Consider the following 23,598-nt stretch of genomic DNA (forward strand, 5'->3'; position numbering starts at 1 on the left):
TGGCGAGAGCATCTTCAAATCTCCGAAGCCGAAGATCCGGCCCAGAAGCTCCTGGAAAAAGAAGCCGAATACGCAGAAAAGTTCGCTACCCCCTACCTGGCAGCAGAAAGAGATTTTGTTGACGAGGTCATTCATCCGGGGGAAACTCGGAGAAAACTGATCAAAGCGTATGCGATGTTAGAAAACAAAGTAGTAAAATTGCCGAGGAAGAAGCATGGGAATATACCGTTGTAGGGTTAAGTGTGTTGTGATTTAGGGATTTTTATTGTTTGTAAATATTCTAATTCATGTTTTACTTATTTATAATTTAGAGTCAATTGCAGAGCAACATCATAAATGACAATAGACAAATTGAACTGGTTTGGCAAAATAAAGGGTTTTCTTGATAAGCAGGACAAATCACCTGAACTGAAAAAAGGAGAAATAAAACAAATTCTCATTCAGACAGCGAAAGAAATTTTGCCCGAATTTGAGTTTTTGACATATAAAAATGGTTGTTACACATTTCAGCGACTACGACAAGTTAATAATTTGAATGTTAGCGAACTACTTCATATAGTTTTCACACTTAAAGACAAAAACTTTGCTTGTTCGATTGCCTCAAGACTTAATCCAGAATACATTTTTTCAAACCAATACAACACAGGAATTCTAAATCCGCATGTAGACCTAAAAGTATTGAGACATAATTCCGGAGTTTTAGATATTAAGGACGCTTACTATTTTCACAACGGACAAGTCGAAACCACAACAAAAACCGTAAAAAAAATCTTTGAAGACTTTAAAAAATATGGGCTTCCGTTCCTTGGCAAGCAACTTGAAAAAGTGAGGTCAAATGCCATAATCAGCGTTGGCTTTGCCTATATAGACCAATTACAAACCGAAAAGCAAAAACTAAAAAACGAAATTACGGATCAACTCAATAAAGGTGGGCTTTTATTATCGAGTATAAAACACCCAATGTATGCTGATCTTAAAGAAAAATTACAATCAGTAAGCGGACAAAGTAAAGAAGACCGAAAATTAATACCAAAGACAGCCTACGAATTGTTAGAAATTTATTGGACGAGATGAAAAACCGGCTGTAACAAGGGTTTTGCGATAATGGAACAACTCGTGCATAGCTCAACCTACTTTATGTTATTCAATAAATCTCCTAATCCTAAGCCCCCACTCTAGAAATTCCTCGAAAAAGAAGCCGCATAGTCAGAAAAGTTTGCCAAATTAAGCCTCGTTTATCATTACCTAATCATATATACCGTAAAAACCCCACAGGCAATACCGTAAAAATCCCGTTACCTCAGTCATAATTTATCCTCAATTTTGATGTGTTAACAAACTACATCTTTTTGTTGACCAGCCAAGCCGAAAACTGCATATTGAAAGAGTAGGCAAACCCGATAAATTCTAATTCAATCAGATTAAAAATCACTCTTAAAGCTATACAAAATGACAACAAAAGACTTAAAGCTCGAATTAAAACCATTAGGTTCAATATTAGATTGTAGAGTATTTCTTGAGACACATGATGAGATCGGATTATGGGTTTATAATACTGAAGGCAAATACTTCTATAAAAATCTACCTAATTATCCTATTGATGGCACTTCCTTAGAAGTAACGATGATCGCTAAAGGGAAGAACGGTGCTAGCACAAAACTCACCATAAAAATTAAAGGACAACCAGATGAAACTTTAACCTGTTTAATTAAAGAAGGTTCTGATATTGAGCAAAAATCTATAATCATTTCAAACATCTAATTATGAAAACATTTTTGTTGATCATCTCACTAGCTATCCCTTTTCTTTCACACTCTCAAATTTTAGTAGAGTCGGTTGAAGGTGATGAGATTATTCAAAATCCAAATGGGCTAGCAAACGGTCATTTATTGGGAAGCCTAAACTCAAATGATCAAAGCTTGCAGTTTAAAACATATTTTGCTTTACCGAATAATAATGGCGTTATGCCTTTAAAATATATAACCGCAGGCATAAAGGCAAAACCATCTGACGGTGTGGCGACGTTATTTTCTGCAGGGAAATTCAACGCAAGCACTAATTATAATGTCGGTTATACAAAAATCTATCTATTTACAAATAGAGAAAAAGAATCAAATTTAATCGACTTTGTGACAGTACGATATGACTTCCAAGTAAATAAGTACACATTATTCAAAAACGATACAATTTTCAGCAAGCAAGTATCCAATTTCAACTTTAATGGTAGCAGCCTATCTTTTAACTATAATTTATTAGTTAAAGGGAAGCATTTAATCACTGCAATACTAGGTTACACCAGAACGAACAATTATTCAACTTTGCAAGGGGTTGAAGTTAAGGATTACACCAGGGTTTACGATTCTACGTCAACTACATTTAGAGAATATGGAAAGACAATCACTGGCAGACAAGGCACTTATGAGGAGTTTGATAGATTCCCAGTTAGATTTGCATATACAAACTGTCCATCAGAAAACGAGGAAGACAAAGATAAATTGAAAATAGGATACACTATATACTATTCTACCAACTTGGGGAAAATTAAACTCATAAGTAATATTGGCGGCATATTGTATTTAACAAAGCAATCGGAAAAAACAGGAGTAAGAGTGCCAATCATAGGCTTAGGTATTCAGTCGAATGATTTTTTTGATGTCCAAAACAAAGGAAACTCACTATCCAAAAGACTTACCTATAGTCTGACAACCACATTCAATTTAGCAAATTTTTAAAAAGTAATATTCCCTTTAAATAACCAAGAAAACGAAAAGCACAACAAACACTTTGTCTAAAAGCGAAGTTAAAAACTAAGTTCAATGTTTGTACTTCTTTACAGTTCATTCCTTTAATCCAATAAGAATAGGCTTTTTCATTAATTTAGCCAACAGTTTACTGTATTGGCTAAATTAATGAAAGACATTTTTCCTAGTTCAAAACAAGTGACAAATTCGCTAACAATAAATCCGTTTGGCAAGTGTTGGGTTAGTGCGAAATCTAACAGTAGTTCTTAGATTAACCATCTTTAATAAATCCTCTCCCTTTCTGTAATACTAAAACATTGCCCGCCATACCATCTTCAAAAAAGAAATCTCAGTAGCCGAAGCCCTGGCCCAGAAACTCCTGGAAAAAGAAGCCGAATACGCAGAAAAGTTCGCGACCACTTACCTGATTGCAGAAGAAGAGGCATGGGAACAACCGCTGTGAGATTTAGCGATTGTTTATCCGGCCTTTGTTTCAAGTATCTGCAAACTATTTCCAAAGATTCACCTCCTTGCGAGCACTTCCTAACTTCAAAGCTAGCTCACAGCAAACCGTTCTGCAGCCACGCACCGGCTTTTTCCATCTATTTTACACGATAAATATTTAATTTACAAAACATTAAAATTCAAAACACCTCCACTTGCGTATATCCTAAAATAATTTTATCTTTCGCATATTTACGAGTTAACCGCATTTACGGTTGTCATAATCCTAGAAATGAAAATATTTTTAAGCTCAACCGCATATGACTTACTTGACTTCAGAGCGAAAATCGTTGAAGTTCTAAGTAAAAATGGACATGAAGTTATCTTTCATGAAAGCCCAACTTTTCCCGCTAAAATTGATTTACATTCACATGACCAATGTCTTTTAGCTATTGAAGATTGTCAAATGGTATTATGCATAATTGACAAAAGGTATGGAGGCAAATACAGTGGAGATTTGTTGAAGAAAGACAAGTCATTTAAATTTTCAATTTCAGGATTTGATGCCAAAGGAGACAGACTAAAAGAAGAGATTGAAGTAACAATTGACAAAATGAGTATCACATGGTGTGAATTAGAGAGAGCATATAGCCTAAACAAAAATGTAATTACGTTTTGCAGGCAAAGAACACTTGACGAAAAAGAAACTAGACGGCACAATCAATATTTAAAAACATTCAAACCAGCGTATGCGGAAAAGAATGGACTGTTTGACCTTATTGATTGGATTACTAAACAAAGACGAAATAACTGGATCGTTCCGTATAGTACAATTGTTGATTTTGAAGAGAAATTGAAAGTTTACATTGACGAATATGACAAACTTAAATTAAAGACCACAGTAAGTAAGAAATATACTAAAAACAGGATTTGTATAATAGTCGAAGGAGAAATAGATAGAATAGTTGTTCAAACACTTATTAGAAAGTCAAAAATCCAAGGAGATTTTGTAATTATTCCCTCATATGGAAAGTATAGAATAGTTCAAAATGCGAATGATTACATAAAACCGTTTGCTGAAACTTTTGACCAAGTCATTGTGCTTGTAGACACAGATGCAAAAAATGCAGAACAATTTGAGACTTTTAAAAAGAACTCACAAATACTGCTGGGCAATTTAATTAAGCCAAATGTGCATTTTTATGGAGCAAATCCAGAAATTGAGTCATGGATAATTGCAGGTATAAATGAGGATCTGTATAGACGCTACGAAGGCTACATAACCAAAGAGATATTTAAGGAATTTTATGGGTCCCCGACAATTGACAATGTTAGAGCATGCTTAAGGAAATTTAATATCGTTCAAGCACTTCAATTATCAGACGACATGCAACTTTTTGTATCCTTTCTGAGAGACGTAGCATTTATGGAAAGAAGGTAGAAGCACAACAGCTAAACATGGCTTTGAGTCAGACTGGCTGATATGTAAACATTGATCTTTATGCGTCTAACAAACTTTAGTAATAAATTGAAACTTTGTGGTGCGAAAAACAGCCGAACGCAAAGCCTAAAACCGTTAGACGTAAAATCATTGACCCTTGACACCAGTAGAATACGAACGACTTCAATGGGGCAGGTTTCTTTCTTTTAAGTTTCTTGAGATTTGGGAGAATATTGTGAATGTGAGAATTGTAGAAACGATGGGGCTTAACGATTAATAGAACAATACAAGCCCATCCTTAAAGGATAACAGGTTATCCAACTGCAGCATTCAGTTATTAATTCTCTTTTTTTAGTAATATCCGAAAACATATTTAACATTTACGTGATCCCAAAAAAACAGAAAAAACATATGCATAGAATAATTAAATCTCACTTGGAGAGCTTCGTCAAAAATAATGGATTTGAGCAACTAGATGAAAGTGTTCAATTTGAAATGTTTGTCAACTATTCAATAATGTCGGCGAAAATGATTGGCCCTATCGAAATAGAGACCATTACGACTAGTGATAATGACGATGGTACAGATGGAATTGCTATCCTAATTAATGAAGAATTAGTTATATCAGACGAAGACGCAATAACCGTATTCAAATCCGAACGAAAAAATCAGGACGTAGAAGTTGTCTTTATACAATCTAAAAGAAGTGAATCCTTTGATTTGGGGGATTTTTTGAAATTTAAAGAATCAATTAATAAATTTATAACTTCAGACAATTACGACGTTAACGACGACATTCAAGCATCGGCAAGAGAAACTTTTGACGTAATAATAGACAATGTAACAAAGGTCAGAAATGGAAAACCTTCTTTTACTGCGAGATATGTAACCACTGGACTTTATCAAAAACCAGAAGCAATTGAAGCTGCAAAAAATGAATTTGTTAGACAGCTAAATGAACTCGGCTACTTTAGTGAAATCGATTTTCAATTTTTAGGGAGAGATGAAATAACAAAATTATGGGTAAACACTTATTCAGGGGTGACTTCGAAATTATCCATGTTCAGTAATGCTCCGCTTCCGAGTATTAGTGGAATTGAAGAAGCTTATTTAGCCGTGGTAAAAGCAAAAGACTTCGTTAATGAACTTCTAATTAATGAAGACGGCAATCTACGAAGCAATGTATTTGAAGAAAATGTTAGGGCTTTTTTAGGAACTGAAAATCTTGTAAATAGTGCTATTTCAGAAACAATAAAAAACAAAAAGACTTCTTCAATGTTTCCAGTATTAAATAATGGGATTACTATTGTAAGTGAAGATGTAAGGGTTCAGGGAAATATCCTTCATCTTCAAAACTATCAGATAGTCAACGGTTGCCAAACATCAAATGTTCTATTCGAAAATCGGGATAATTTAGGAGATGATTTGATGGTTAATCTAAAAATAGTTGAAACTTCTAATGAAGATGTCTTCTCAGAATTAGTACGTGCTACAAATAGCCAAACACAAGTTGATGAAACACAGTTTATTTCATTAAGACCGATTGTAAAAAGAGTTGAAAATTACTTCAACACATATGAAGGTCAAGATGGCCGAATTTATTTTGAGAGAAGAGATAGGCAGTACATTGGAAAAGATGTACCGGGTATAAGAATATTTTCAGTTAATATAGCTTCAAAAGCCGTATGTGCTATGTTTATTGAAAGGCCAGAATTATCATACCGGTACCCAAAAAGAATGTATGAATTATTCACAGACAAAATGTTTGCCGAGGATGTTAAAGAGATTGTTTTCTACACTGCATGTTTGACATTATATCGTCTGCACTTACTTGTAGCTAGTGCCGATATTCCCCAGAATATGAGAAAATACAAGTGGCATATTCTCTTACTCGTTAGAGCAATTATTTGTGGAAAAAAAAACTCTCAAATAAATTCTAAGAAAATTGAAGCTGAATGTAACAAAATAATTCAAGCACTAGCTAAGCATGGAGATACAGTTAAAGAACCATTTAATAAAGCTGTAGCTATCATTCAGTCTATTACAGACATAACAGATGACAGACTTAAAAGGCAAACTATAATGGACGAAATGCTTCAAAAAATCGATACCTAGAATATACGATCTAGATGTACCATCAATAATGTGATTGAATATGACGGCATCAAGAATATATTCTCGATTTTTTGTTCAATAATAAGCTTTAGCAGACGGACAACAGAAACTGCCAATACTTCAACAATATACCTAAATTAATAACCCAATAATTGTAATTATGTTAAGCAAAATTCAACTTTTATTCGAAACCGCAAATAATAAATTTCTTAGTAAAGAATCAGAGGCTATTCTATCAGGAGTAAGCGAAAGAAATTTATGTGGCTCTCTCATGTTATACATACGAGAAGAGTTAAACAATTCTCCTTATAAAGAATATTACACCGATATTGAATATAATAGAAAACAAGATGGAAAAATCAAGACAATCGTTCAAGGAGAATATGAAATAATTCAAATATGCTGTGACTTAATAATACACAGCAGGGGCGAGAATATTAAGCAGGATAATTTAATTGCGATTGAAATGAAGAGAAGTACACATTCACAAGCTGAAAAAAGAAAAGATAAGATTAGACTTAAATGTTTGACAAGAGATACATTTGATGGAATTTGGTCATATGACGGAAAGACATTTCCAGAGCATGTGTGTAGATATGTGTTAGGAGTGTATTACGAAATAAATGTTGAACACAGAAAAATCGAATTTCAGTATATGACAAAGGGAAAAATGTTCAAACAATTTTCCATAAGTTTTTAATAAAACTAGTCTAATGTAAGTTTTTGCTCCGAGTGAACAAAACCTGTCGGGCCGTACATATTCATGTTCTAAATGTTTTTTTTCAATGGAATTCTAGCTATAAATTTGACTCTCATGTTTCAATTTCCCGAGCCTTAGATCATAGTAGAAAACTTCTCAAGCCGGACCCATGAAAAATAAACACTTCCATTAACATACCCCTTGGCCGGTTTAATGACTATACCTCAAGAGTTCACTATAAAAATGTTTAAATGAGTAAATAATGAGCCTTTCTAATTCTATCCTTTTGTTGTTCAAGCCTAAGAATTATTCTTTGCCTTTCAGTTGTGATCTCCGAATTCAGTTTTTCCATTTAGCATCAACTGTTATCGACGTTTTTTCATGCAACCGCATTGTTAGACTGTAAAAAAATAACTGCGGACCTATCAAAACTAAACTGCTTTTAGATATGAACAAAACCGAAATAGTAAAACAAGACCGGTTGTAATTTTCGACAACTTAGACGACTTTAAAAAATTATACTCTGGCTATTAGGTTTAGAGCAACAACACAATTCAAGAAGTATAGACTGTTTATTCCAATAGTTTCGAAAAGCTGATAGGATACCAATAATTAGGACAAGATCATCCAAAGCCTCCCACCCCCAAAAAAACTACCGTATTATAATTTCTCGCCGAAAATAGGTGACTTTTCCGGGGGTCGGGCGTCTGAATAATGATAAAAACTATTTCCAAATTTTAAACAACTCATGTATGTTTAACAAAAACAAAATCTCCGCTACACTTTCGGCTGCAGAAAGAGATGAAATCATCGCTAAAATCGCAGAAATTAAAACCAAACTACCGTTCCTGCTTAACCTCACCACTGCCGAAAGGTCTCAATTCAGGAAAATGGGCAACAAAGGGTTGGCTTATGTGGCTGATTGTCTTCGTGCCGGAAAGGCTTTTCCCAGCATCATTCCTCCGTCGATCGACATCGTTGAACTTGAAAAAGACCTCACCCTTCACAACTACCTGAGCGAGATCGCAGTAAACATCAAGTCGCTGGCTGAAGGAATCGAAGACACCATGACCGCGGCGGGATCGGATGCGATGAGCAACTCAGACGACATTTATGCCTATCTTAAAAGGTCGGCTGGGAGCGACGACAACATCAAAGCACAGTTATCGCAAATTTCTGCCCACTTTAAGAAAACAAGAAAGAAAACAGAAGAGTAAATCTCTCAAAGTACCCACACTGACAAACACCCCGTTGAACAATTGGTTCAGCAGGGTGTTTTTTATTCTACCAAAGTGTATATCAATCATCTTTAGGGTCATACGGATGACCTCAGAGATCATACCGAGCAGCTTTTTGGTCTTATGGAGCACCTTTGAGATCATATCGAGTAGCTTTTTGGTCTTATCGAGGAGCTACTGAAGTCATATGGAGCGTCTTTTTGGTCATATGGAAGACCACAGAGATCATATTGAGCATCTTTTTAGTCTTATCGAGGAGCTACAGAGGTCATATGGAGCATCTTTTTCATCATATCGAGGAGCTCTGAGATCATACCGAGCAGCTTTTTGGTCTTATCGAGGAGCTACTGAGGTCATATGGAGCATCTTTTTGGTGTTATCGAGGAGCTCTGAGATCATATCGAGCAGCTTTTTCATCATATCGAGGAACTCAGAGATGATACCGAACATCTTTTTGGTCATATTGAGGAGCTTTCAGATCATACCGAGGAGCTTTTTGGTCTTATCGAGGACCTCCGAGATCATACCGAGCAGCTTTTGGGTCATATCGAAGGTCTAAAAAAGTATATCGACCTGTAAAGCACAGGAAGCTTGCCAAACCTTGTAGCAAAACCCTCAAAACGTCCAAATTTTCATTGCAAAAGTATTTTCTGATCAATAAAATATGTAATTTTCACCCTCAATAAAACCCGTTCTAATTATATGACACATACAGCAACACCCAACAAAAGAATTCATGAAGGCCGTAATGTAAAACGTTTCCGCGAGATGCTGGGCATCAAGCAGGAAGCCCTGGCGTTTGAACTCGGCGAAGAATGGAACCAGAAGAAAATATCGATTCTGGAGCAGAAGGAGCGTATCCAGACCCCTGTTTTAGAGCAGGTTGCAGCCGTACTGAAATTACCGGTAGAAGCATTTATGAATTTTGATGAAGAACAGGCGGTCAACATCATTTCGAATACATTTGACAACGGCTCCATATTAAATGGCATCAACTATAACCCGACCTTTCAGCCGATAGACAAAATTGTTCAGCTTCACGAGGAAAAAATAGCCCTTTACGAGCGGATGCTGAAAGAAAAAGAGGAGATGATAGCGAGGCTGGAGCGGTTGATTGAGGGGAGGTAGGATCGGCTTTCCAACGTCAGCTTTCCAACGTCTTCAGACGTACCGGAAGGCGACACGCGGTCTCTGACCGCTGTTTGAAAGCTTCGTTGAGGGAAATTCGGATGGTGTCCTTTAAGATGATAAACGGTATCGGTCGGAGACCGAAGTACGCCGTCCTTACGTCTGAAGACGTTGGACAGCATGCGGTTCTGACCGCTGTTTGAAAGCTTCGTTAAAGAAAATTTGAATAGTATCCTTTAAGAGGATAAACGATATCGGTCGGAGACCGACGTCCGCCGTCCCTACGTCTGAAGACGTTGGACAGCCACCAACAAAAAAAACACACAAACAATGATTAAAGGAAATTACATTCGCAATCAGGACGTTATGCATTTTCTAACGTTGACCATCGTAGACTGGGTAGACGTATTCACCAGGAAGAAATACAGGGACATTCTTCTCGACAGTCTTCTGTTTTGTCAGAATGAGAAAGGACTTACGCTCACCGCCTACGTCATTATGAGTAACCACATACACCTCATCGCACAATCTGAAAACGGAAGGCTTTCGGACCTCATCAGGGACTTCAAAAAGTTTACGGCCCAGAAAATCCTGGAGGAAATCGAAACCCCGGAAGAGAGCAGATCAGACTGGATGTTAAAAAGATTTCTTTTTGCAGCAAGAAATAACCAGAAACACAGTGAACACCAGTTCTGGAAAACAGGCAATCATCCTGAGGAGATTTTTTCTGAACGTTTCTTATGGACCAAGATCAATTATATTCATATGAATCCGGTGAGAGCCGGGATAGTTTCGAAGGCGTCCGATTATCTTTATTCAAGTGCTTCAAATTATGTGGACAGAGAAAGTCTGATTCCAGTAACCATTGCAGGCATGCCGATCATTAACCCCTTAAAAAGTAAGGGCTTTGATGTGGATATTATGAGTTGGTGAGCTTTCCAACGTCTTCAGACGTAAGGACGGCGACACGCGGTCTCTGACCGCTGTTTGAAAGCTTCGTTAAAGGGAATTTGGACAATATCCTTTAAAATGATTAACGATGTCGCTCGGAGACCGACGTCCACCGTCCTTACGTCTGAAGAAGTTGGACAACATGCGGTCTCTGACCGCTGAAGGAAAAGTTCGCTAATAAAGGATATCTGGGATCTAACGAGTGGCCGCAAAAGCATCTGAATATCGGTCGGAGACCGAAGTACGCCTTCCTTACGTCTGAAGACGTTGGAAAGCACGCGGCCTCTGACCGCCGATAAGGATATCTGACAAATTATACCAAAAACATCCTGAATATCGGTCAGAGACCGAGGTACGCCTTCCTTACGTCCGGAGACGTTGGAAAGCTGGGCTTTTAACTTCGGCAGTAGCTAACCGTTGATGAAAACACTTTGAATTTCGCTACAGAATCAATCAAACATTATTTTTCGCTGTAATATACTTTCTGAAAAGATGGAAATATTAAATTTGTCTTTGATAAAAAAACATGGACAAGTTTCACTTTCTACATCTCGTTTCTTCTATTGGGATTTTTCTTGTGCTTTTTCTTGCCCTGTTTTTGCTCACCGTAAAAACAAAGTACAGACTGTCTAATTGGCTTCTTGCTTTTTTTCTTATCACCAATGCCGTTGATGCATGCAAATTTTTAATGCGTGAATTCCCTGTTAATTTCATCAACCTTGAGGCTTTTCGTTGGAGTGTTAACTATTTAGCTCCGGCATCATTTTACCTTTATGTTTTGTCGGTTTGTGTTTCCAAATTTCGATTAAGGCCGAAACATCTCTTGCACACCATTCCGTTTGTTGCATTCAATTTGTATATGATGTATGGGATCTATCTTGAAGATCGGGTTGCGAAAGTGAGTTTCATCAATGCGATGAATAAAACACCCATCATGCATTTTTTTTATTTCCTCTTTGAATTTCTATTTCAGGCGTATTTCATTGCTTCTTTTTTAGTGATCAGAAAATCTAAAACCATCTATCTTGAAAATTATACCGATCCGAACAACTCGATACTAAATGCCCTTTACAAAATAACTATTCTGTATTATGTTATCCATTTTATAGTACTCATCCGTTGGTTGGTTACTTTTATTCTTGGTTCGGGTGAGGTCAGAGAATGGATTGTAACGCTGGATGGCTTTGCATTTTTATTTTGTACGTGTTGGTATCTGTTTCAGGCATTAAGCAAGCCTGATTTTTTCAGGGGAGTAAATTCCCAGCTGAAACCAATTGCACAGCTTACTCAGAAACATAAATTATCTCTTGTAATCGATGACGAAAAAAATAAGCAAATAGATTATTTAAAAGCGTTTATGATTACAAATGAACCTTATCTGGATTCATCGCTTACCATTCAGGACCTGGCGGAGCAACTAAAAATGCCTATCAAAGATTTGTCGGTATTGATTAATCTGTATATGAACCAACATTTTTTTGATTTCATTAATGAATATCGAATCGAAAAGGCAAAAAAAATATTGAAAGATCCTTCACAAAAAGACTTAACTGTTCTTGAAATTCTATACGAGGTTGGCTTCAACTCCAAATCTTCATTCAGTACTTATTTTAAAAAATATACAGGAGCAACCCCTACTGAATTCAGAAAAAATCCGATTTAATTCGATTTCTCTGTCACAAATGCGTTCGACTTTTTTTAATCGGTCGCTTGTCCAGGTGTTTTGCTACATTTTTGCAGAAAGTTTTTAAAATGATGACTTCAATGAAGAACCACTTATTCGTATTAACATTAACTATTCTGTTTACAAATACCCTTTTTGCTCAAGAAGTTAAAAAGCAAAAACCGGAAATCAGTCAAATTGATTCTTTAATGGCAAAATCCTTCGAAAGAGGTTTATTCAATGGGAACGTACTTGTTGCTCAAAAAGGTAAAGTCATTTACCAAAAATCATTTGGCTTTACGGAAGAAACGAGAGGAACGAAATTAAATGACAAGTCGGTATTCAACATTGGCTCTATTTCAAAGGAATTCAATGCCGTCGCCATCATGATTTTAACAGAACGTGGTCTTCTTAACCTTGACGATCCCATTTCTACGTTTAATCTGGGACTTCCGAAATGGTCAGAAAAAGTGACTACAAGACATCTTGTTAATTACGCCAGCGGTATTCCTAAAATTGAATATCTGAAACCGAAAAATGATGAAGATGCCTGGGCGATCTTAAGAAACAACGATAGCTTATTTTTTGAACCTGGAACGAACTATTTGTACGAAAACAGCAATGTGTTCCTGCAAAGAAGAATCATTGAAAAAATTTCCGGAGTTTCGTACCAGGAATTTGTCACTAAAAATATCATTATACCCTTGAAAATGACAAACTCAGTGTTTGATCCCAAGTTTGGTTATAAAAACATGACATCATGTTATGATTTTGATAATGTTAGATGTCCGGAACTGGAATTCATCAGCGGCTGGCTTTGGGTAGATATCAACGACCTTTTCAAATGGATTGATGCTATGAATTCTAACCGTTTAATCTCTAAAGAATCATTTCAACTTTTACTGAATAATCCCTATGCAAAAGACGAGGGCGGGTCTCTTGGCAGATATTTTGAAAAAGAGGAATTACAAAGGCACAATGGTGTATCTTATAAGTTCGAATCTATCTTCTTAAATGATTTTAAAAACAATATCACAATAATTCTATTGTCTAATAACCTGAACAGAGTTTGGGATTTAGGACACAGTATTCACAACTTAATGCTGGGTAAAGCATACGAAATTCCTAAGAAATCCATTTATCAGACGATAAGAAAAGAAGCTTTCAACGATGTAAATAAAGCCATTGAGACCTACTATTTACTCAAAAAGAATTCCGGAAAAGAATACAGCTTTGAAAACCCAAGCGAACTGAATAAACTGGGATATGAACTATTAAGAGGTGGCAAACATAAGGCGTCCATAGAAGTATTTAAATTGGCAACAAAGGAGTTTCCTAACGATGCCAATCTATTCGATAGTTTAGGAGAAGCTTATTTTACGAATAAACAATACGACTTAGCGTCAGATAGTTATAAAAAAGCAATCAGTCTTGGTGGAACCAACGGGAATGCAGAAAAAATGTTGAAAAAAAATAGAGGAAATAACAGGTGAAAAATAACTTATTATCCGCTCTGCGAAGGTGATACCTTCATACAAGTCACAGGCGGCCTTTTATTTTTATCAGCCAGTCAAAACCCGCAACCCATCAAACAAACCCTAAGCCTCCAGCCGCCTCAAAATAACCGACCGCAAATGCTCCTCATTTTTGTCTCCCCAGGTTCCCAGGGCGGAAATCACCGGAATCAGGGTCTTGCCAAAATCTGTTAAACTGTACTCCACCTTTGGCGGCATGACAGGGTAGATTTTCTTGGTGATCAGTTCATGATCCTCCAACTCGTTCAGCTGAATATTCAGTACACGCCTTGTGGCATCGGGGATTTTCCGTTGCAGTTCACTCGGGCGTTGATGCCCCTGGCTGATAAACCATAACAAACGGATTTTCCATTTGCCGTACAGCACTTCCCCAATCAGATCCAGGCCACAATTGAGGTTCGGTAAAGTCTTTCTTTCATACATAAAACAAATGTAAACCTATGTTCCAAATTGTGCAATAGGGGATAAATTTATCCCTATCTGAATCGTAATTCCGTACTTGTGAGAAGCGAACATATGTCTCAACTTTGCCCAAAATAAATCAATCAATGGAACAGGAATTTAATTTCAACAATGAATTATCGGGCAAAATTGCTCTGGTAACAGGCGGCACAAAAGGTACCGGAAAAGCAATTGCAGAAAGGTTGTTACAAGCCGGTGCAACGGTTATCGTTACCGCACGAAATACACCAGAAAAAGAGAACAGCAACCTGCATTTCATTCCCTCTGATTTAAGCAAGGCAGAAGAGGCTCAAAAGGTGGTCAGTGAAGTGCTGGGGGCTTATGGAAGGTTAGACATCCTGGTCAACAACCTTGGCTCATCAGTAACGCCCGCGGGTGGTTTTGCTGTGTTAACGGATGAAGACTGGGAATCGACCCTGCAGGCAAATTTGCTTGCCCCGGTCCGTTTAGACAGGGGATTTTTACCGCAAATGATCGGGCGAAAAAGTGGTGTTATTATTCACATTGCATCGATACAGGGCAAATTACCGCTGTATGATTCTACCTTACCCTATGCTGCTGCAAAAGCCGCATTAATCAATTACAGTAAAAGTTTGTCAAATGAAGTTACCCCCAAAGGTGTTCGTGTGCTGACTGTTTCGCCGGGATGGATCAATACAACCGCATCGGAAGCCTGGCTGGGCGAGATCGCAAGAAATGCAAACAGCACCTTAGAAGAAGCTCAGCAAGGTGTCATGGATGCGTTGGGCGGAATACCTTACGGCAGGCCCGCTCAACCGGAAGAAGTGGCCGAATTCGTTGGCTTTCTGGTTTCGCCAAGAGCCGGTTATCTGACAGGAACAAATTTTGTAATCGACGGAGGGACAGTCCCGACCATTTAATCATCTTAACATTCAAATACAATGAACTTACCAAACGTAGTAGCAGAATTAGTAAAAACACAAAACAATTTTGACAGCGTAGCCTATGCCAATTGTTTTTCCGAAACAGCCGTAGTTTTCGACGAAGGCAAAACACACACGGGAAGAAAAGAAATAGAAAAGTGGATAGACAAAGCGAATAAAGAGTATCAGGCAACCATGAAACCTCTCGAATATTCAGATACCGAACATATACTGACCACCGAAGTTTCAGGAAGCTTTCCCGGAAGTCCGATTATCATGAAATATCATTATGAATTTGCGGATGGATTAATCCGATCGTTGAAAATCGTATAAAATCGCTGCAGGTAGATTATACATCGTGGGGGGAGCCAGGCGGTCATTGACCGGCTGGCTTCTTTCGTTCTCCTCACGCGGTCTCTCCGAATTCAAATTTCAACTGTCAAATTTAGATTCCACAAAACCATTTTTTATTTGCTTTTAAAATGGTAATTTGGTAAACAAGAAAGTGACATAGTATTGAAAAGGCCAACAGCTTTCCAACGTCTTCAGAGGTGGAAGAGGACGCCCAGTCGGTGTCACGCGGTCTCTGACCGCTGTTAGAAAACTTCGTTAAAGGAAATTTGGATAGTCTCCTTTAAGATGATAACGATATCGGTCGGAGACCGAAGTACGCCGTCCGGTACGTCTGAAGACGTTGGACAACATGTTGAAGTGCAAACTTGAAGCTTTATGCTGTAATTGAATTTTAGTAATAAATTGAAGCTTTTGTGCCGCGGCGGCGGTCGGATCCGAACCCGCCCGAACGCAAAGCCCCAAAACGTTATGCGTCATTTAAAAACAACAACTTTATGAACAAGATAGAAGGCATACAAGATAAAAGCGATTATGAAGATTATCGGGACTTCATAAATTATCTAATTGACGGATATTGGTTAGACGAAAAGCTTGACGAACTTTATCCAAACAATATGTACAAAGGACTTATTCCGACACTTGTATATTGGATGGAACGAGAAGACGAAAAAGAAGTTGTTTGGAAAAGAATTTTGCCTGAAGAAAACGAGACCACAATTTGCCCCATTCTTATGTGTCCGGACGACAACGACTTTTCTTGCACATTAATAGTTGCTGAAATTCGAAATTGTGGTAACTTAATACAATGGAAAAAAATGGGTATTGACAAGACAAAAGAATGGGACGCCGAAAAAGTAGGCTCGACAGTAGAATGGTTAGACAAGTTCAATGAACTCAATTTTTATAAACAGGATTATTTGACAATGCTCGAAATATTTAAACGTTGAAAACTTTGTAATAACTAAAACCGACTTTGAATTTCAATGGCAAAAGTGAATTATATAATTGGTGACGCAACAAATCCTCGGGCAAAAGGAAACAAAATTATTGTTCACGTTTGCAATGATATTGGTGGTTGGGGAAAGGGTTTTGTAATGGCGATTTCTAAACGTTGGAAACAACCTGAACAACAATATAGACAATGGTTTAAAACAAATTACAATTTCGGCCTTGGACAAGTTCAATTTGTGCAAGTCGAAGAAGAACTTTGGGTTGCTAATTTAGTTGGACAACACAAAATCAACAAAGACGAAAATGGTAATGCTCCAATTCGTTATGAAGCTATTTTGTCAGGACTTGAAAAGGTTGCACATTTTGCTGATGAAAAAAAAGCAACTGTTCATATGCCTAGAATTGGTTGTGGACTTGCTGGCGGAACTTGGGACAAAATTGAGCTATTAATAAATAAATCACTCTTAGAAAACCAAATTGAAACTTATGTTTATGACTTTGACTAACAAAAGGGCTGCCACGCCCAGTCGGCCTCAAGCGGTCTCTGACCGCCTCCCTGGCCTGATTTCAGGACAAATAAGACCACATTCAAATACTCAAATCCGAAAATTTAGTTACTGACAAAAATATTCCCGAGAACTATGAATAAAGAGACACTGAACTAAAATGAATTTTCAAAAACTGAATAAAACGGCATACAACCTTGGTGTTGCTGCTATAGTGCAGATGAATAAATTCTCATCTTTTGTTCGCTATCAGCAGCGATCCCGGCCAACGTTTTTCAATTTGTTTTTTTGTTGTTAACTTCAACTTTAGTAATCCTATGGCCGCAGTTCCGGGCTGACCGTTAAAAAATTCCAGCACGGCAGCAAGCCCTTCCCATTAGCGGTCATGCAAAAATCCAATGCCATAATCCTTTAAATCATTCAAAATGAAATTGCTTGCGTACTCCTTTCGATGGCTTATTTTTATGTTTTTATTTGTTGCTTTACAGGCACGATCGCAGAAAACGGAAACTTATAAATATCCGCCAAGTGAGGTTGTGACAATTCACTCCAAAATCTTAAACGAAAACCGCAAGATTTATGTACATTGCCCTAAGTCGGACTCAGCGGATATAAACAAACGATTTCCGGTAGTATACTTAATGGACGGAGAAAATCATTTTGAGCTTCTTTCCCAATATGTCGATTATCTTAGCCGTCCGGATGTTTCTGTGATGCCTAAAATAATAGTAGTGGGCATCCCGAATACAAACCGTGTAAGAGACCTTACACCAACGCAGAGCATACTTGATTACGAGGGCAAACCTGATACAACTGCCCGGTATAAATCAAGTGGGGGAAACGAAGTTTTCTTTGAATTCCTTAAAAAAGAACTGATGCCCGTTATTGATAGTAATTACAAAACACAACCATACAAAGTTTTTGCCGGGCATTCCTTTGGGGGAATTTCATCTATTAATTGTATGTTGACCCATCCCGAAATGTTTGACGCTTATATCGCAGTAAGCCCTTCCTTTTGGTGGGACAACGAGTATCTTTTAAAATTGACCGAAAAAAAACTAAAAAGTGGTTCTACCTTAAACAAAAAACTTTTTTATTGTGACGGAAATGAAGGTGGCAGTGATTCTTTTTTCCATAAAGCTTTAGTGAAATTTGATTCATTAATTGTAGAAAAAAAGGTAGTTGGGCTTAATTACCTATATAAGCATTATCCAAACGAAATGCACATGACAGTACCTGTGGTTGCTTACTTAGATGCTCTGCGATTTATTTTTAAAGAATAGAAAAAGCATCAGCGTATTTGCACTGGCTTTCCAACGTCTTCAGACGTGGAAGGGGACGCCCAGTCGGCGACACGCGGTCTCTGACCGCTGCAGGAAAAGTAAGCAAATAAAATATATTTGGTATCTAATAAATTGGACCAACACAACCTGGATATCGGTCTGAGACCGAAGTACACCGTCCGGTACGTCTGAAGACGTTGGACAGCATATTTAAAAAAAGCCTAAAACGTCACATAAAATACCATGACAGCATCAGTTTATTCAAATACAACGTTAATCGGACACGCACACCTGCAAGTTGGTGACGAAAGTATGGGATGCGTATTTGGAGACTTCGTTCCGACAGAAGATTATTACAAATTCGTTCAAAAATCTGTATGGGATTTTGGTACTACAAACAAACCAGACTATAAAAAATGGCTTTCTCTGAATATTAATGTTCAGCTTGAAAATGGCTACTTTGTACATCCGACAGGTGGCTACACTTTTGACGATACAGAAGAATTGCCTTACGAAACAAAGCGTATTGACATAGCAGGACTTTTTCGGCACATTATCGAAGACTTCTTCAACATTGATCCACCAAGACCTTTTGTTGTGGAACCGTGGGAAACAATTACAATTGAACAGAAAGTTTTATTTGACGCTGAATTACAAAGAGAAATTAAACGGGCTTCAAATTCATTTTTTGGCATCAAGAAGTCGACAGATAAACATATTTTATCAGGCTATGAATGCTCCGCTATTTGTAAAAACGGACAAACAGATGCTGTCCTTTTTTCAATCCACAACAATAAAGGTTCTGACAAATGTTACGCTTTGGTTCATCTCACATTTAGTGGTAAGATAGCAGACAATACTGCGTTTCCTATCCCAATTTTGTTCGACAGTTTTGATGCTTTTAAATTTGAACGAATGTACCCTGACAAAGCTGAATGGGAAGATTAACAAGTACAAAATATACATGCAAGTAAAATTAAGTAGAATTATAACAGTTTGAGCTATGGGTGTCTCCACTCAAATTCAATAATGCCCCCTTTCATCCGTAATAAAATACCCAGACCATGAACAAACCCGAAAAACTAATTACCAGACCCGTCATCATTCCTGACGATCTGGAGGACGTTAAAAAACTATGGCTGGACTATCTGGTTTGGGGTAACGACAAAATGCAGGAACTGTACGGTGTCCATCCGCATAACCCGGAAGAGGCCGTTGAACAGGACATCCGACAGATCCGTAAGTTTCAGCCGCCCTATGGACAACTGATCCTGGCTGTTTATGAAGGTAAAGTATGCGGACTCGGAAGTCTGAAAAGCATCAGTCCCGAAATCGGCGAGATAAAACGGATGTTCGTGGACCCGGCTGCCAGGCGAATCGGAGCCGGACGAGCCATTCTTGAAGCACTTTTAGCGGAAGCAAAGCGTGTGGGTTATCAGCAAGTCCGGCTTGACAGTCCGAAGTTTATGGAAGCAGCACACGCATTATACAGAAGTCTGGGGTTTCGTGACATTGAGGCGTATCCGGAAATGGAAATCCCGGCAGAATTTAAGGATTATTTGTTGTTTATGGAGTTGGATTTAACGTGAACAAGTCATAACACTCAGTTACCGGGTCTTGTACAGGTTGGACCGATGCCAACAAAAGCTATGTCATATTAAAGTAAAAAAATGGACAGTAACGACATAAAAAGACTTTCCCGGCTTACAGCCATTCTGACAATTCTGCAAACAGAGAGAATTGTGACCTCGTTAACGCTTGCCAGAAAGTTTGAGGTAAGTGTCAGGACCATTTACAGAGATATCAAAGCATTGGAACAAGCAGGTGTGCCGATCATTGCAGAAGACAGAAAAGGATATAGACTCATGGAAGGATATCGGATTCCGCCTGTAATGTTTACCGAAAGTGAAGCAAATGCGTTAATAACCATAGAGCAACTGGTACTAAAAAACAGTGACAGCTCTCTCATAAAAGAATACACGGAGGCTGTCGGCAAAATAAAGGCAGTTTTATTGAATTCAACAAAAAACAAAACCGAATTACTTTCCAAAAGAATTGCCGTTAGTCCTGTCATCCCAAACAGAAATACGAGTGATTCATTAACCCTGATACAAAACGCTCTGACAGACTTTAAGGTTTTGAAAATCACCTATCAGTCGGCACAAAATGATGAGAAAACGATACGCCACATAGAGCCGTTTGCTTTCTACTATAATTTACAAGAGAGTTGGCTGGTCATTGCTTTTTGCCGGTTAAGGAATGATTACCGTATGTTCCGGCTGGATAGAATTTTAAAAACAGAAGCCCTTGAAATTTCGTTTGAACCACACCAACTCACACTAAAAGATTTTTTGGACGCCAAAGAAAAAAACTTCAGGATACCTGACATACCGTTGTCATAATGCCATTCTACTTTTATGCCATTATTAATTTAAAAACATAAAGAAAGATGAATTTAGTATCAGTAAGAATGATCACGGCGGACATAAAGAGATTGGTTCAGTTTTTTGAGGATGCCACAGGAACAACAGCTAAATGGGCAACGGACGACTTTGCAGAGCTTACATCCGGGTCGTTCACTCTGGCCATCGGAAGTACACGAACATTGGCATTCTTCGGCGAAGGTGTTGCTCAACCAGCGACCAATAAAAGTATCATCATAGAATTCCTGGTCGAAAACGTAGATGATGATTACGAGAGAATTAAGGCGTTGAACAGCGAAGTGGTTCAAAAGCCCACTACAATGCCCTGGGGCAATCGTTCGTTACTATTTCGTGACCCGGACGGGAATTTGATTAACTTTTTCACGCCGGTAAGTGACGAAGCAAAAAAGAAATTCGCGTAAAGACAGGCCTGGCAAAGTGGCGGGGTCTGTACCTGATTTAATGGCAGTTCTTCGACTGGACTTTCGTGCCTCAATTTCCGCCACTTTGCCAAAGCCTTAAACTGCAAGTGATCATTGCAGCCTGACAAAACAACCACACCACCAGACAAAAAACGTTATGCACCACCCATTGAAAGATTACCTGAAATATAAACTGTTTATACCATGGTCAATAAACTACTGTTACTCCTCCTGCTTCATGCGGCTTTCATTTGTGAGGCACAGCAGAAAAGAACTATCCTGTTTGTCGGGGCACATCCTGATGATGAAACAGCCATCAGTGAAGTGCTGCATAAATATGCAAGGCTGGGAAATAAAGTCTTTGTCATCGTTGCCACAGACGGAAAAGACGGTACAAGAGTTACGAAAATTCCTGCCGGGGATTCGCTAGGTATGCTGAGAAGGAAAGAGTCAATTTGCGGCTGTAAAACGCTGGGGATAGAACCTCCCGTATTCCTGGGTATTGAAAGACTGGATACAAAAATCGGGACAGGGAGATACTTTAAAGAACATCAGCGATTCATGGATTCGTTAAGGGTGAGAATCCCTTCGATTAATCCCGACATCATCATTACGGCCGGACCCGACGGCGATACGCATCATTCGGAACACATAGTGGTTGGCGGGGCGGTCACGGAATTGCTGCTTGCCGAAGGCTGGGTGGAGAAATACCCGCTTTATTATTTTGCGTGGAAAAAAGGTACAGAATCAGTAGATCCGGGAAGCTATATGGATGAAAGATACGTCAATGTAAAAGTTAAGTATACCGCCGAAGATGAAAAGCAGGCCATAGAAGCGTTGAAGTGTTATGTAACCCAATACACCGCAGAAGAATTGAAAGAAGAGGCAGAAAATAAACTAAAAGATCCGGGCAATACGATTAACTTCCGAAGATTTGTAGTTAAAAAAGGTTTGCAGAAGGATTTTTGATAGGTGGGTGAGTTCTTTTGTCACCAGCCCGATGCAAAAATGCTGAAAGGTCAAGCTATCTGCAGTAAGTCCCAGTCACCGCTCCACATCACCAGGCACTCCCCGGCACTATCCCTTAGGCACAGCCAACATACAAAACTGAGACCTCGTATTTTGTATATCTGCAAATATATAAACCTGTAAGTTGTTGACAAATTGATAGATATGTAATTTGTGTGCCTTGAAAAACTTTCGGATATTTGGGAATTGCCTGAAAGCTTCTTGAAAATATTACTCACTGAAAAAATATTTCTGATAAAGACAAATAGCCACATTTACCAGGTTCAAATTTGATTTTAATGAACAAAATGACCGTCCGGACGAGTTTGAACGGGAAGGTTTTATAATGACATTGAAAGAATTAAACAGATGATTATTCACTTTAAAAAGGTAACTCAATGAAAAGTGTATTGACAGGATTTAATATCCTCAAACCGGCATTAGCAATGGCCATGCTTTTTTTTATGGTATTGACGTCCGACGGGCAACAGACTAAACCCGCCGAAAGTGGCTACGCCCCAGTCAATGGCATTAAAGTTTATTACGAAGTGTATGGTAAGGGCATGCCCATCGTTTTGCTGCACGGTGCTTTTTACAACATTGACATGAATTGGGCGGAATTGATTCCCGAACTATCGAAAACGAGAAAAGTAATTGCCATTGAATTTCAGGGGCATGGACGCTCACCCTATTCAGACAGGAAATTGGACATCGTTAGCCTGGCAAGTGATGTGGAAGGCGTCATGAATTATTTAAAAGTGGATAGTGCTGATGTTGCAGAATACAGTATGGGCGGTTCGATAGCATACCAATTCGCCATACAATACCCTGAACAGTTAAGAAAACTGGTGATTATTTCTTCTACTTACAAAAGCAGCGGCTGGCTCCCCGTCGTAAACCGCGGACTGGAAGGTTTTAAGCCTGAGTTTTTTGATAACACACCTCTGAAAACAGCCTACGATGCCTTAGCTCCCGACAAAACAAAATGGAGGGAGTTCTTACAGCAAATGATTGTCTTTGCAGGAGAGTCGTTTGACTGCGGTGACGCCAATATTGCAAAAATCAAGTCGCCGGTATTGCTCATCTCAGGCGACAATGACGGAGTGGATAAAATAGAGTTGATGAAAACGTATCAGTTATTGGGTGGCGGGGTAGCTGCTGATTTAGAACCGATGCCGAAATCGCGGCTAGCTATTGTTCCTTCACAGGGGCACGTAACTGTGATGATGCAAACGAAAACCATATCAGGGTATCTGGATGATTTTTTAAAGTAACAAACATAGAAGCCCACGAGACCGCAAAAAACCCATGAAAAAAGTAATCGCAGCCATTAACATGACCATCGACGG

At 38.4% G+C, this 23,598-nt stretch carries 24 protein-coding genes and 1 pseudogene; 23 read left to right on the forward strand and 2 right to left on the reverse strand.

What is annotated here, in order from left to right:
• Positions 1 to 15 precede the first annotated feature (15 nt).
• The 8 genes and pseudogenes from GVN16_RS21150 to GVN16_RS21185 all read left to right on the forward strand — a co-directional run.
• Positions 16 to 234: pseudogene (locus tag GVN16_RS21150) on the forward strand (carboxyl transferase domain-containing protein); the annotation flags it as partial.
• A gap of 102 nt (positions 235 to 336) precedes the next feature.
• A complete protein-coding gene (locus GVN16_RS21155) occupies positions 337 to 1,074 on the forward strand; it encodes a hypothetical protein (protein WP_166565946.1) in 738 nt (245 codons plus the stop codon).
• Between the two features lie 375 nt (positions 1,075 to 1,449).
• Positions 1,450 to 1,761 (forward strand): VCBS domain-containing protein, encoded by a 312-nt coding sequence (locus GVN16_RS21160; protein ID WP_166565947.1) that lies wholly within the window; start codon positions 1,450 to 1,452, stop codon positions 1,759 to 1,761.
• Between the two features lie 2 nt (positions 1,762 to 1,763).
• Positions 1,764 to 2,732 carry a hypothetical protein gene (locus tag GVN16_RS21165; RefSeq protein WP_166565948.1) on the forward strand — a complete coding sequence of 323 codons (969 nt, stop codon included), beginning with the start codon at positions 1,764 to 1,766 and terminating at the stop codon, positions 2,730 to 2,732.
• A gap of 745 nt (positions 2,733 to 3,477) precedes the next feature.
• Positions 3,478 to 4,626, forward strand: coding sequence for a DUF4062 domain-containing protein (locus GVN16_RS21170; RefSeq protein WP_166565949.1), 1,149 nt, complete (start codon positions 3,478 to 3,480; stop codon positions 4,624 to 4,626).
• 411 nt (positions 4,627 to 5,037) lie between these two features.
• Positions 5,038 to 6,741: an AIPR family protein gene (locus GVN16_RS21175; RefSeq protein WP_166565950.1), complete on the forward strand. Its 1,704-nt coding sequence runs from the start codon at positions 5,038 to 5,040 to the stop codon at positions 6,739 to 6,741.
• 160 nt (positions 6,742 to 6,901) lie between these two features.
• Positions 6,902 to 7,441: a hypothetical protein gene (locus GVN16_RS21180; protein WP_166565951.1), complete on the forward strand. Its 540-nt coding sequence runs from the start codon at positions 6,902 to 6,904 to the stop codon at positions 7,439 to 7,441.
• 752 nt (positions 7,442 to 8,193) lie between these two features.
• A complete protein-coding gene (locus GVN16_RS21185) occupies positions 8,194 to 8,658 on the forward strand; it encodes a hypothetical protein (RefSeq protein WP_166565952.1) in 465 nt (154 codons plus the stop codon).
• Positions 8,659 to 9,012: 354 nt separating this feature from the next.
• On the opposite strand, the gene GVN16_RS26220 is transcribed toward GVN16_RS21185, so the two are convergent.
• Positions 9,013 to 9,141, reverse strand: coding sequence for a hypothetical protein (locus tag GVN16_RS26220; protein WP_255490329.1), 129 nt, complete (start codon positions 9,139 to 9,141; stop codon positions 9,013 to 9,015).
• Positions 9,142 to 9,381: 240 nt separating this feature from the next.
• On the opposite strand from GVN16_RS26220, the gene GVN16_RS21190 reads away from it, so the two are divergent.
• From GVN16_RS21190 to GVN16_RS21205, 4 genes are all read left to right on the forward strand, one after another.
• Positions 9,382 to 9,807 (forward strand): helix-turn-helix transcriptional regulator, encoded by a 426-nt coding sequence (locus GVN16_RS21190; RefSeq protein ID WP_166565953.1) that lies wholly within the window; start codon positions 9,382 to 9,384, stop codon positions 9,805 to 9,807.
• A 330-nt stretch (positions 9,808 to 10,137) separates the two neighbouring features.
• Positions 10,138 to 10,740, forward strand: coding sequence for an REP-associated tyrosine transposase (locus tag GVN16_RS21195; protein ID WP_166565954.1), 603 nt, complete (start codon positions 10,138 to 10,140; stop codon positions 10,738 to 10,740).
• 544 nt (positions 10,741 to 11,284) lie between these two features.
• Positions 11,285 to 12,421 carry an AraC family transcriptional regulator gene (locus GVN16_RS21200; protein ID WP_166565955.1) on the forward strand — a complete coding sequence of 379 codons (1,137 nt, stop codon included), beginning with the start codon at positions 11,285 to 11,287 and terminating at the stop codon, positions 12,419 to 12,421.
• 101 nt (positions 12,422 to 12,522) lie between these two features.
• Positions 12,523 to 13,914: a serine hydrolase gene (locus GVN16_RS21205; protein ID WP_205748938.1), complete on the forward strand. Its 1,392-nt coding sequence runs from the start codon at positions 12,523 to 12,525 to the stop codon at positions 13,912 to 13,914.
• Between the two features lie 105 nt (positions 13,915 to 14,019).
• On the opposite strand, the gene GVN16_RS21210 is transcribed toward GVN16_RS21205, so the two are convergent.
• Complete coding sequence (locus GVN16_RS21210) at positions 14,020 to 14,379, reverse strand: helix-turn-helix domain-containing protein (RefSeq protein ID WP_166565957.1); 360 nt, start codon at positions 14,377 to 14,379, stop codon at positions 14,020 to 14,022.
• A gap of 125 nt (positions 14,380 to 14,504) precedes the next feature.
• Between GVN16_RS21210 and GVN16_RS21215 the strand changes: the two genes are divergently transcribed.
• The 11 genes from GVN16_RS21215 to GVN16_RS21265 all read left to right on the forward strand — a co-directional run bounded on the left by GVN16_RS21215 (position 14,505) and on the right by GVN16_RS21265 (position 23,523).
• On the forward strand, positions 14,505 to 15,299 hold the full coding sequence (locus tag GVN16_RS21215) for an SDR family oxidoreductase (protein ID WP_166565958.1): 795 nt from the start codon (positions 14,505 to 14,507) through the stop codon (positions 15,297 to 15,299).
• Positions 15,300 to 15,320: 21 nt separating this feature from the next.
• Positions 15,321 to 15,635 carry a nuclear transport factor 2 family protein gene (locus tag GVN16_RS21220; RefSeq protein ID WP_166565959.1) on the forward strand — a complete coding sequence of 105 codons (315 nt, stop codon included), beginning with the start codon at positions 15,321 to 15,323 and terminating at the stop codon, positions 15,633 to 15,635.
• A 515-nt stretch (positions 15,636 to 16,150) separates the two neighbouring features.
• On the forward strand, positions 16,151 to 16,603 hold the full coding sequence (locus tag GVN16_RS21225; protein ID WP_166565960.1) for a hypothetical protein: 453 nt from the start codon (positions 16,151 to 16,153) through the stop codon (positions 16,601 to 16,603).
• 36 nt (positions 16,604 to 16,639) lie between these two features.
• A complete protein-coding gene (locus tag GVN16_RS21230) occupies positions 16,640 to 17,113 on the forward strand; it encodes a macro domain-containing protein (RefSeq protein ID WP_166565961.1) in 474 nt (157 codons plus the stop codon).
• A 425-nt stretch (positions 17,114 to 17,538) separates the two neighbouring features.
• The gene (locus GVN16_RS21235; RefSeq protein WP_166565962.1) at positions 17,539 to 18,396 is read left to right on the forward strand and encodes an alpha/beta hydrolase; all 858 of its coding nucleotides are present in this window, start codon (positions 17,539 to 17,541) and stop codon (positions 18,394 to 18,396) included.
• Positions 18,397 to 18,639: 243 nt separating this feature from the next.
• Positions 18,640 to 19,344 (forward strand): hypothetical protein, encoded by a 705-nt coding sequence (locus GVN16_RS21240; protein ID WP_166565963.1) that lies wholly within the window; start codon positions 18,640 to 18,642, stop codon positions 19,342 to 19,344.
• A 116-nt stretch (positions 19,345 to 19,460) separates the two neighbouring features.
• Entirely contained in the window at positions 19,461 to 19,985 is a 525-nt protein-coding gene (locus GVN16_RS21245; protein ID WP_166565964.1) for a GNAT family N-acetyltransferase, read from the forward strand.
• 81 nt (positions 19,986 to 20,066) lie between these two features.
• The gene (locus GVN16_RS21250) at positions 20,067 to 20,798 is read left to right on the forward strand and encodes a YafY family protein (RefSeq protein WP_166565965.1); all 732 of its coding nucleotides are present in this window, start codon (positions 20,067 to 20,069) and stop codon (positions 20,796 to 20,798) included.
• 47 nt (positions 20,799 to 20,845) lie between these two features.
• A complete protein-coding gene (locus tag GVN16_RS21255) occupies positions 20,846 to 21,241 on the forward strand; it encodes a VOC family protein (RefSeq protein WP_166565966.1) in 396 nt (131 codons plus the stop codon).
• A 204-nt stretch (positions 21,242 to 21,445) separates the two neighbouring features.
• Positions 21,446 to 22,210, forward strand: coding sequence for a PIG-L deacetylase family protein (locus tag GVN16_RS21260; protein ID WP_166565967.1), 765 nt, complete (start codon positions 21,446 to 21,448; stop codon positions 22,208 to 22,210).
• Between the two features lie 437 nt (positions 22,211 to 22,647).
• A complete protein-coding gene (locus GVN16_RS21265) occupies positions 22,648 to 23,523 on the forward strand; it encodes an alpha/beta fold hydrolase (RefSeq protein WP_166565968.1) in 876 nt (291 codons plus the stop codon).
• Positions 23,524 to 23,598 lie beyond the last annotated feature (75 nt).

The organism is Emticicia sp. CRIBPO (genome assembly GCF_009905725.1).
GTDB lineage: Bacteria > Bacteroidota > Bacteroidia > Cytophagales > Spirosomataceae > Leadbetterella.

What these genes read in the sequence shown, in the direction of transcription:
- GVN16_RS21155 (WP_166565946.1), top strand. Translation starts at nt 337, where the DNA reads ATGACAATAGACAAATTGAACTGGTTTGGCAAAATAAAGGGTTTTCTT.
- GVN16_RS21160 (WP_166565947.1), top strand. Translation starts at nt 1,450, where the DNA reads ATGACAACAAAAGACTTAAAGCTCGAATTAAAACCATTAGGTTCAATA.
- GVN16_RS21165 (WP_166565948.1), top strand. Translation starts at nt 1,764, where the DNA reads ATGAAAACATTTTTGTTGATCATCTCACTAGCTATCCCTTTTCTTTCA.
- GVN16_RS21170 (WP_166565949.1), top strand. Translation starts at nt 3,478, where the DNA reads ATGAAAATATTTTTAAGCTCAACCGCATATGACTTACTTGACTTCAGA.
- GVN16_RS21175 (WP_166565950.1), top strand. Translation starts at nt 5,038, where the DNA reads ATGCATAGAATAATTAAATCTCACTTGGAGAGCTTCGTCAAAAATAAT.
- GVN16_RS21180 (WP_166565951.1), top strand. Translation starts at nt 6,902, where the DNA reads ATGTTAAGCAAAATTCAACTTTTATTCGAAACCGCAAATAATAAATTT.
- GVN16_RS21185 (WP_166565952.1), top strand. Translation starts at nt 8,194, where the DNA reads ATGTTTAACAAAAACAAAATCTCCGCTACACTTTCGGCTGCAGAAAGA.
- GVN16_RS26220 (WP_255490329.1), bottom strand. Translation starts at nt 9,141, where the DNA reads ATGACCAAAAAGATGTTCGGTATCATCTCTGAGTTCCTCGATATGATG.
- GVN16_RS21190 (WP_166565953.1), top strand. Translation starts at nt 9,382, where the DNA reads ATGACACATACAGCAACACCCAACAAAAGAATTCATGAAGGCCGTAAT.
- GVN16_RS21195 (WP_166565954.1), top strand. Translation starts at nt 10,138, where the DNA reads ATGATTAAAGGAAATTACATTCGCAATCAGGACGTTATGCATTTTCTA.
- GVN16_RS21200 (WP_166565955.1), top strand. Translation starts at nt 11,285, where the DNA reads ATGGACAAGTTTCACTTTCTACATCTCGTTTCTTCTATTGGGATTTTT.
- GVN16_RS21205 (WP_205748938.1), top strand. Translation starts at nt 12,523, where the DNA reads ATGAAGAACCACTTATTCGTATTAACATTAACTATTCTGTTTACAAAT.
- GVN16_RS21210 (WP_166565957.1), bottom strand. Translation starts at nt 14,379, where the DNA reads ATGTATGAAAGAAAGACTTTACCGAACCTCAATTGTGGCCTGGATCTG.
- GVN16_RS21215 (WP_166565958.1), top strand. Translation starts at nt 14,505, where the DNA reads ATGGAACAGGAATTTAATTTCAACAATGAATTATCGGGCAAAATTGCT.
- GVN16_RS21220 (WP_166565959.1), top strand. Translation starts at nt 15,321, where the DNA reads ATGAACTTACCAAACGTAGTAGCAGAATTAGTAAAAACACAAAACAAT.
- GVN16_RS21225 (WP_166565960.1), top strand. Translation starts at nt 16,151, where the DNA reads ATGAACAAGATAGAAGGCATACAAGATAAAAGCGATTATGAAGATTAT.
- GVN16_RS21230 (WP_166565961.1), top strand. Translation starts at nt 16,640, where the DNA reads ATGGCAAAAGTGAATTATATAATTGGTGACGCAACAAATCCTCGGGCA.
- GVN16_RS21235 (WP_166565962.1), top strand. Translation starts at nt 17,539, where the DNA reads ATGAAATTGCTTGCGTACTCCTTTCGATGGCTTATTTTTATGTTTTTA.
- GVN16_RS21240 (WP_166565963.1), top strand. Translation starts at nt 18,640, where the DNA reads ATGACAGCATCAGTTTATTCAAATACAACGTTAATCGGACACGCACAC.
- GVN16_RS21245 (WP_166565964.1), top strand. Translation starts at nt 19,461, where the DNA reads ATGAACAAACCCGAAAAACTAATTACCAGACCCGTCATCATTCCTGAC.
- GVN16_RS21250 (WP_166565965.1), top strand. Translation starts at nt 20,067, where the DNA reads ATGGACAGTAACGACATAAAAAGACTTTCCCGGCTTACAGCCATTCTG.
- GVN16_RS21255 (WP_166565966.1), top strand. Translation starts at nt 20,846, where the DNA reads ATGAATTTAGTATCAGTAAGAATGATCACGGCGGACATAAAGAGATTG.
- GVN16_RS21260 (WP_166565967.1), top strand. Translation starts at nt 21,446, where the DNA reads ATGGTCAATAAACTACTGTTACTCCTCCTGCTTCATGCGGCTTTCATT.
- GVN16_RS21265 (WP_166565968.1), top strand. Translation starts at nt 22,648, where the DNA reads ATGAAAAGTGTATTGACAGGATTTAATATCCTCAAACCGGCATTAGCA.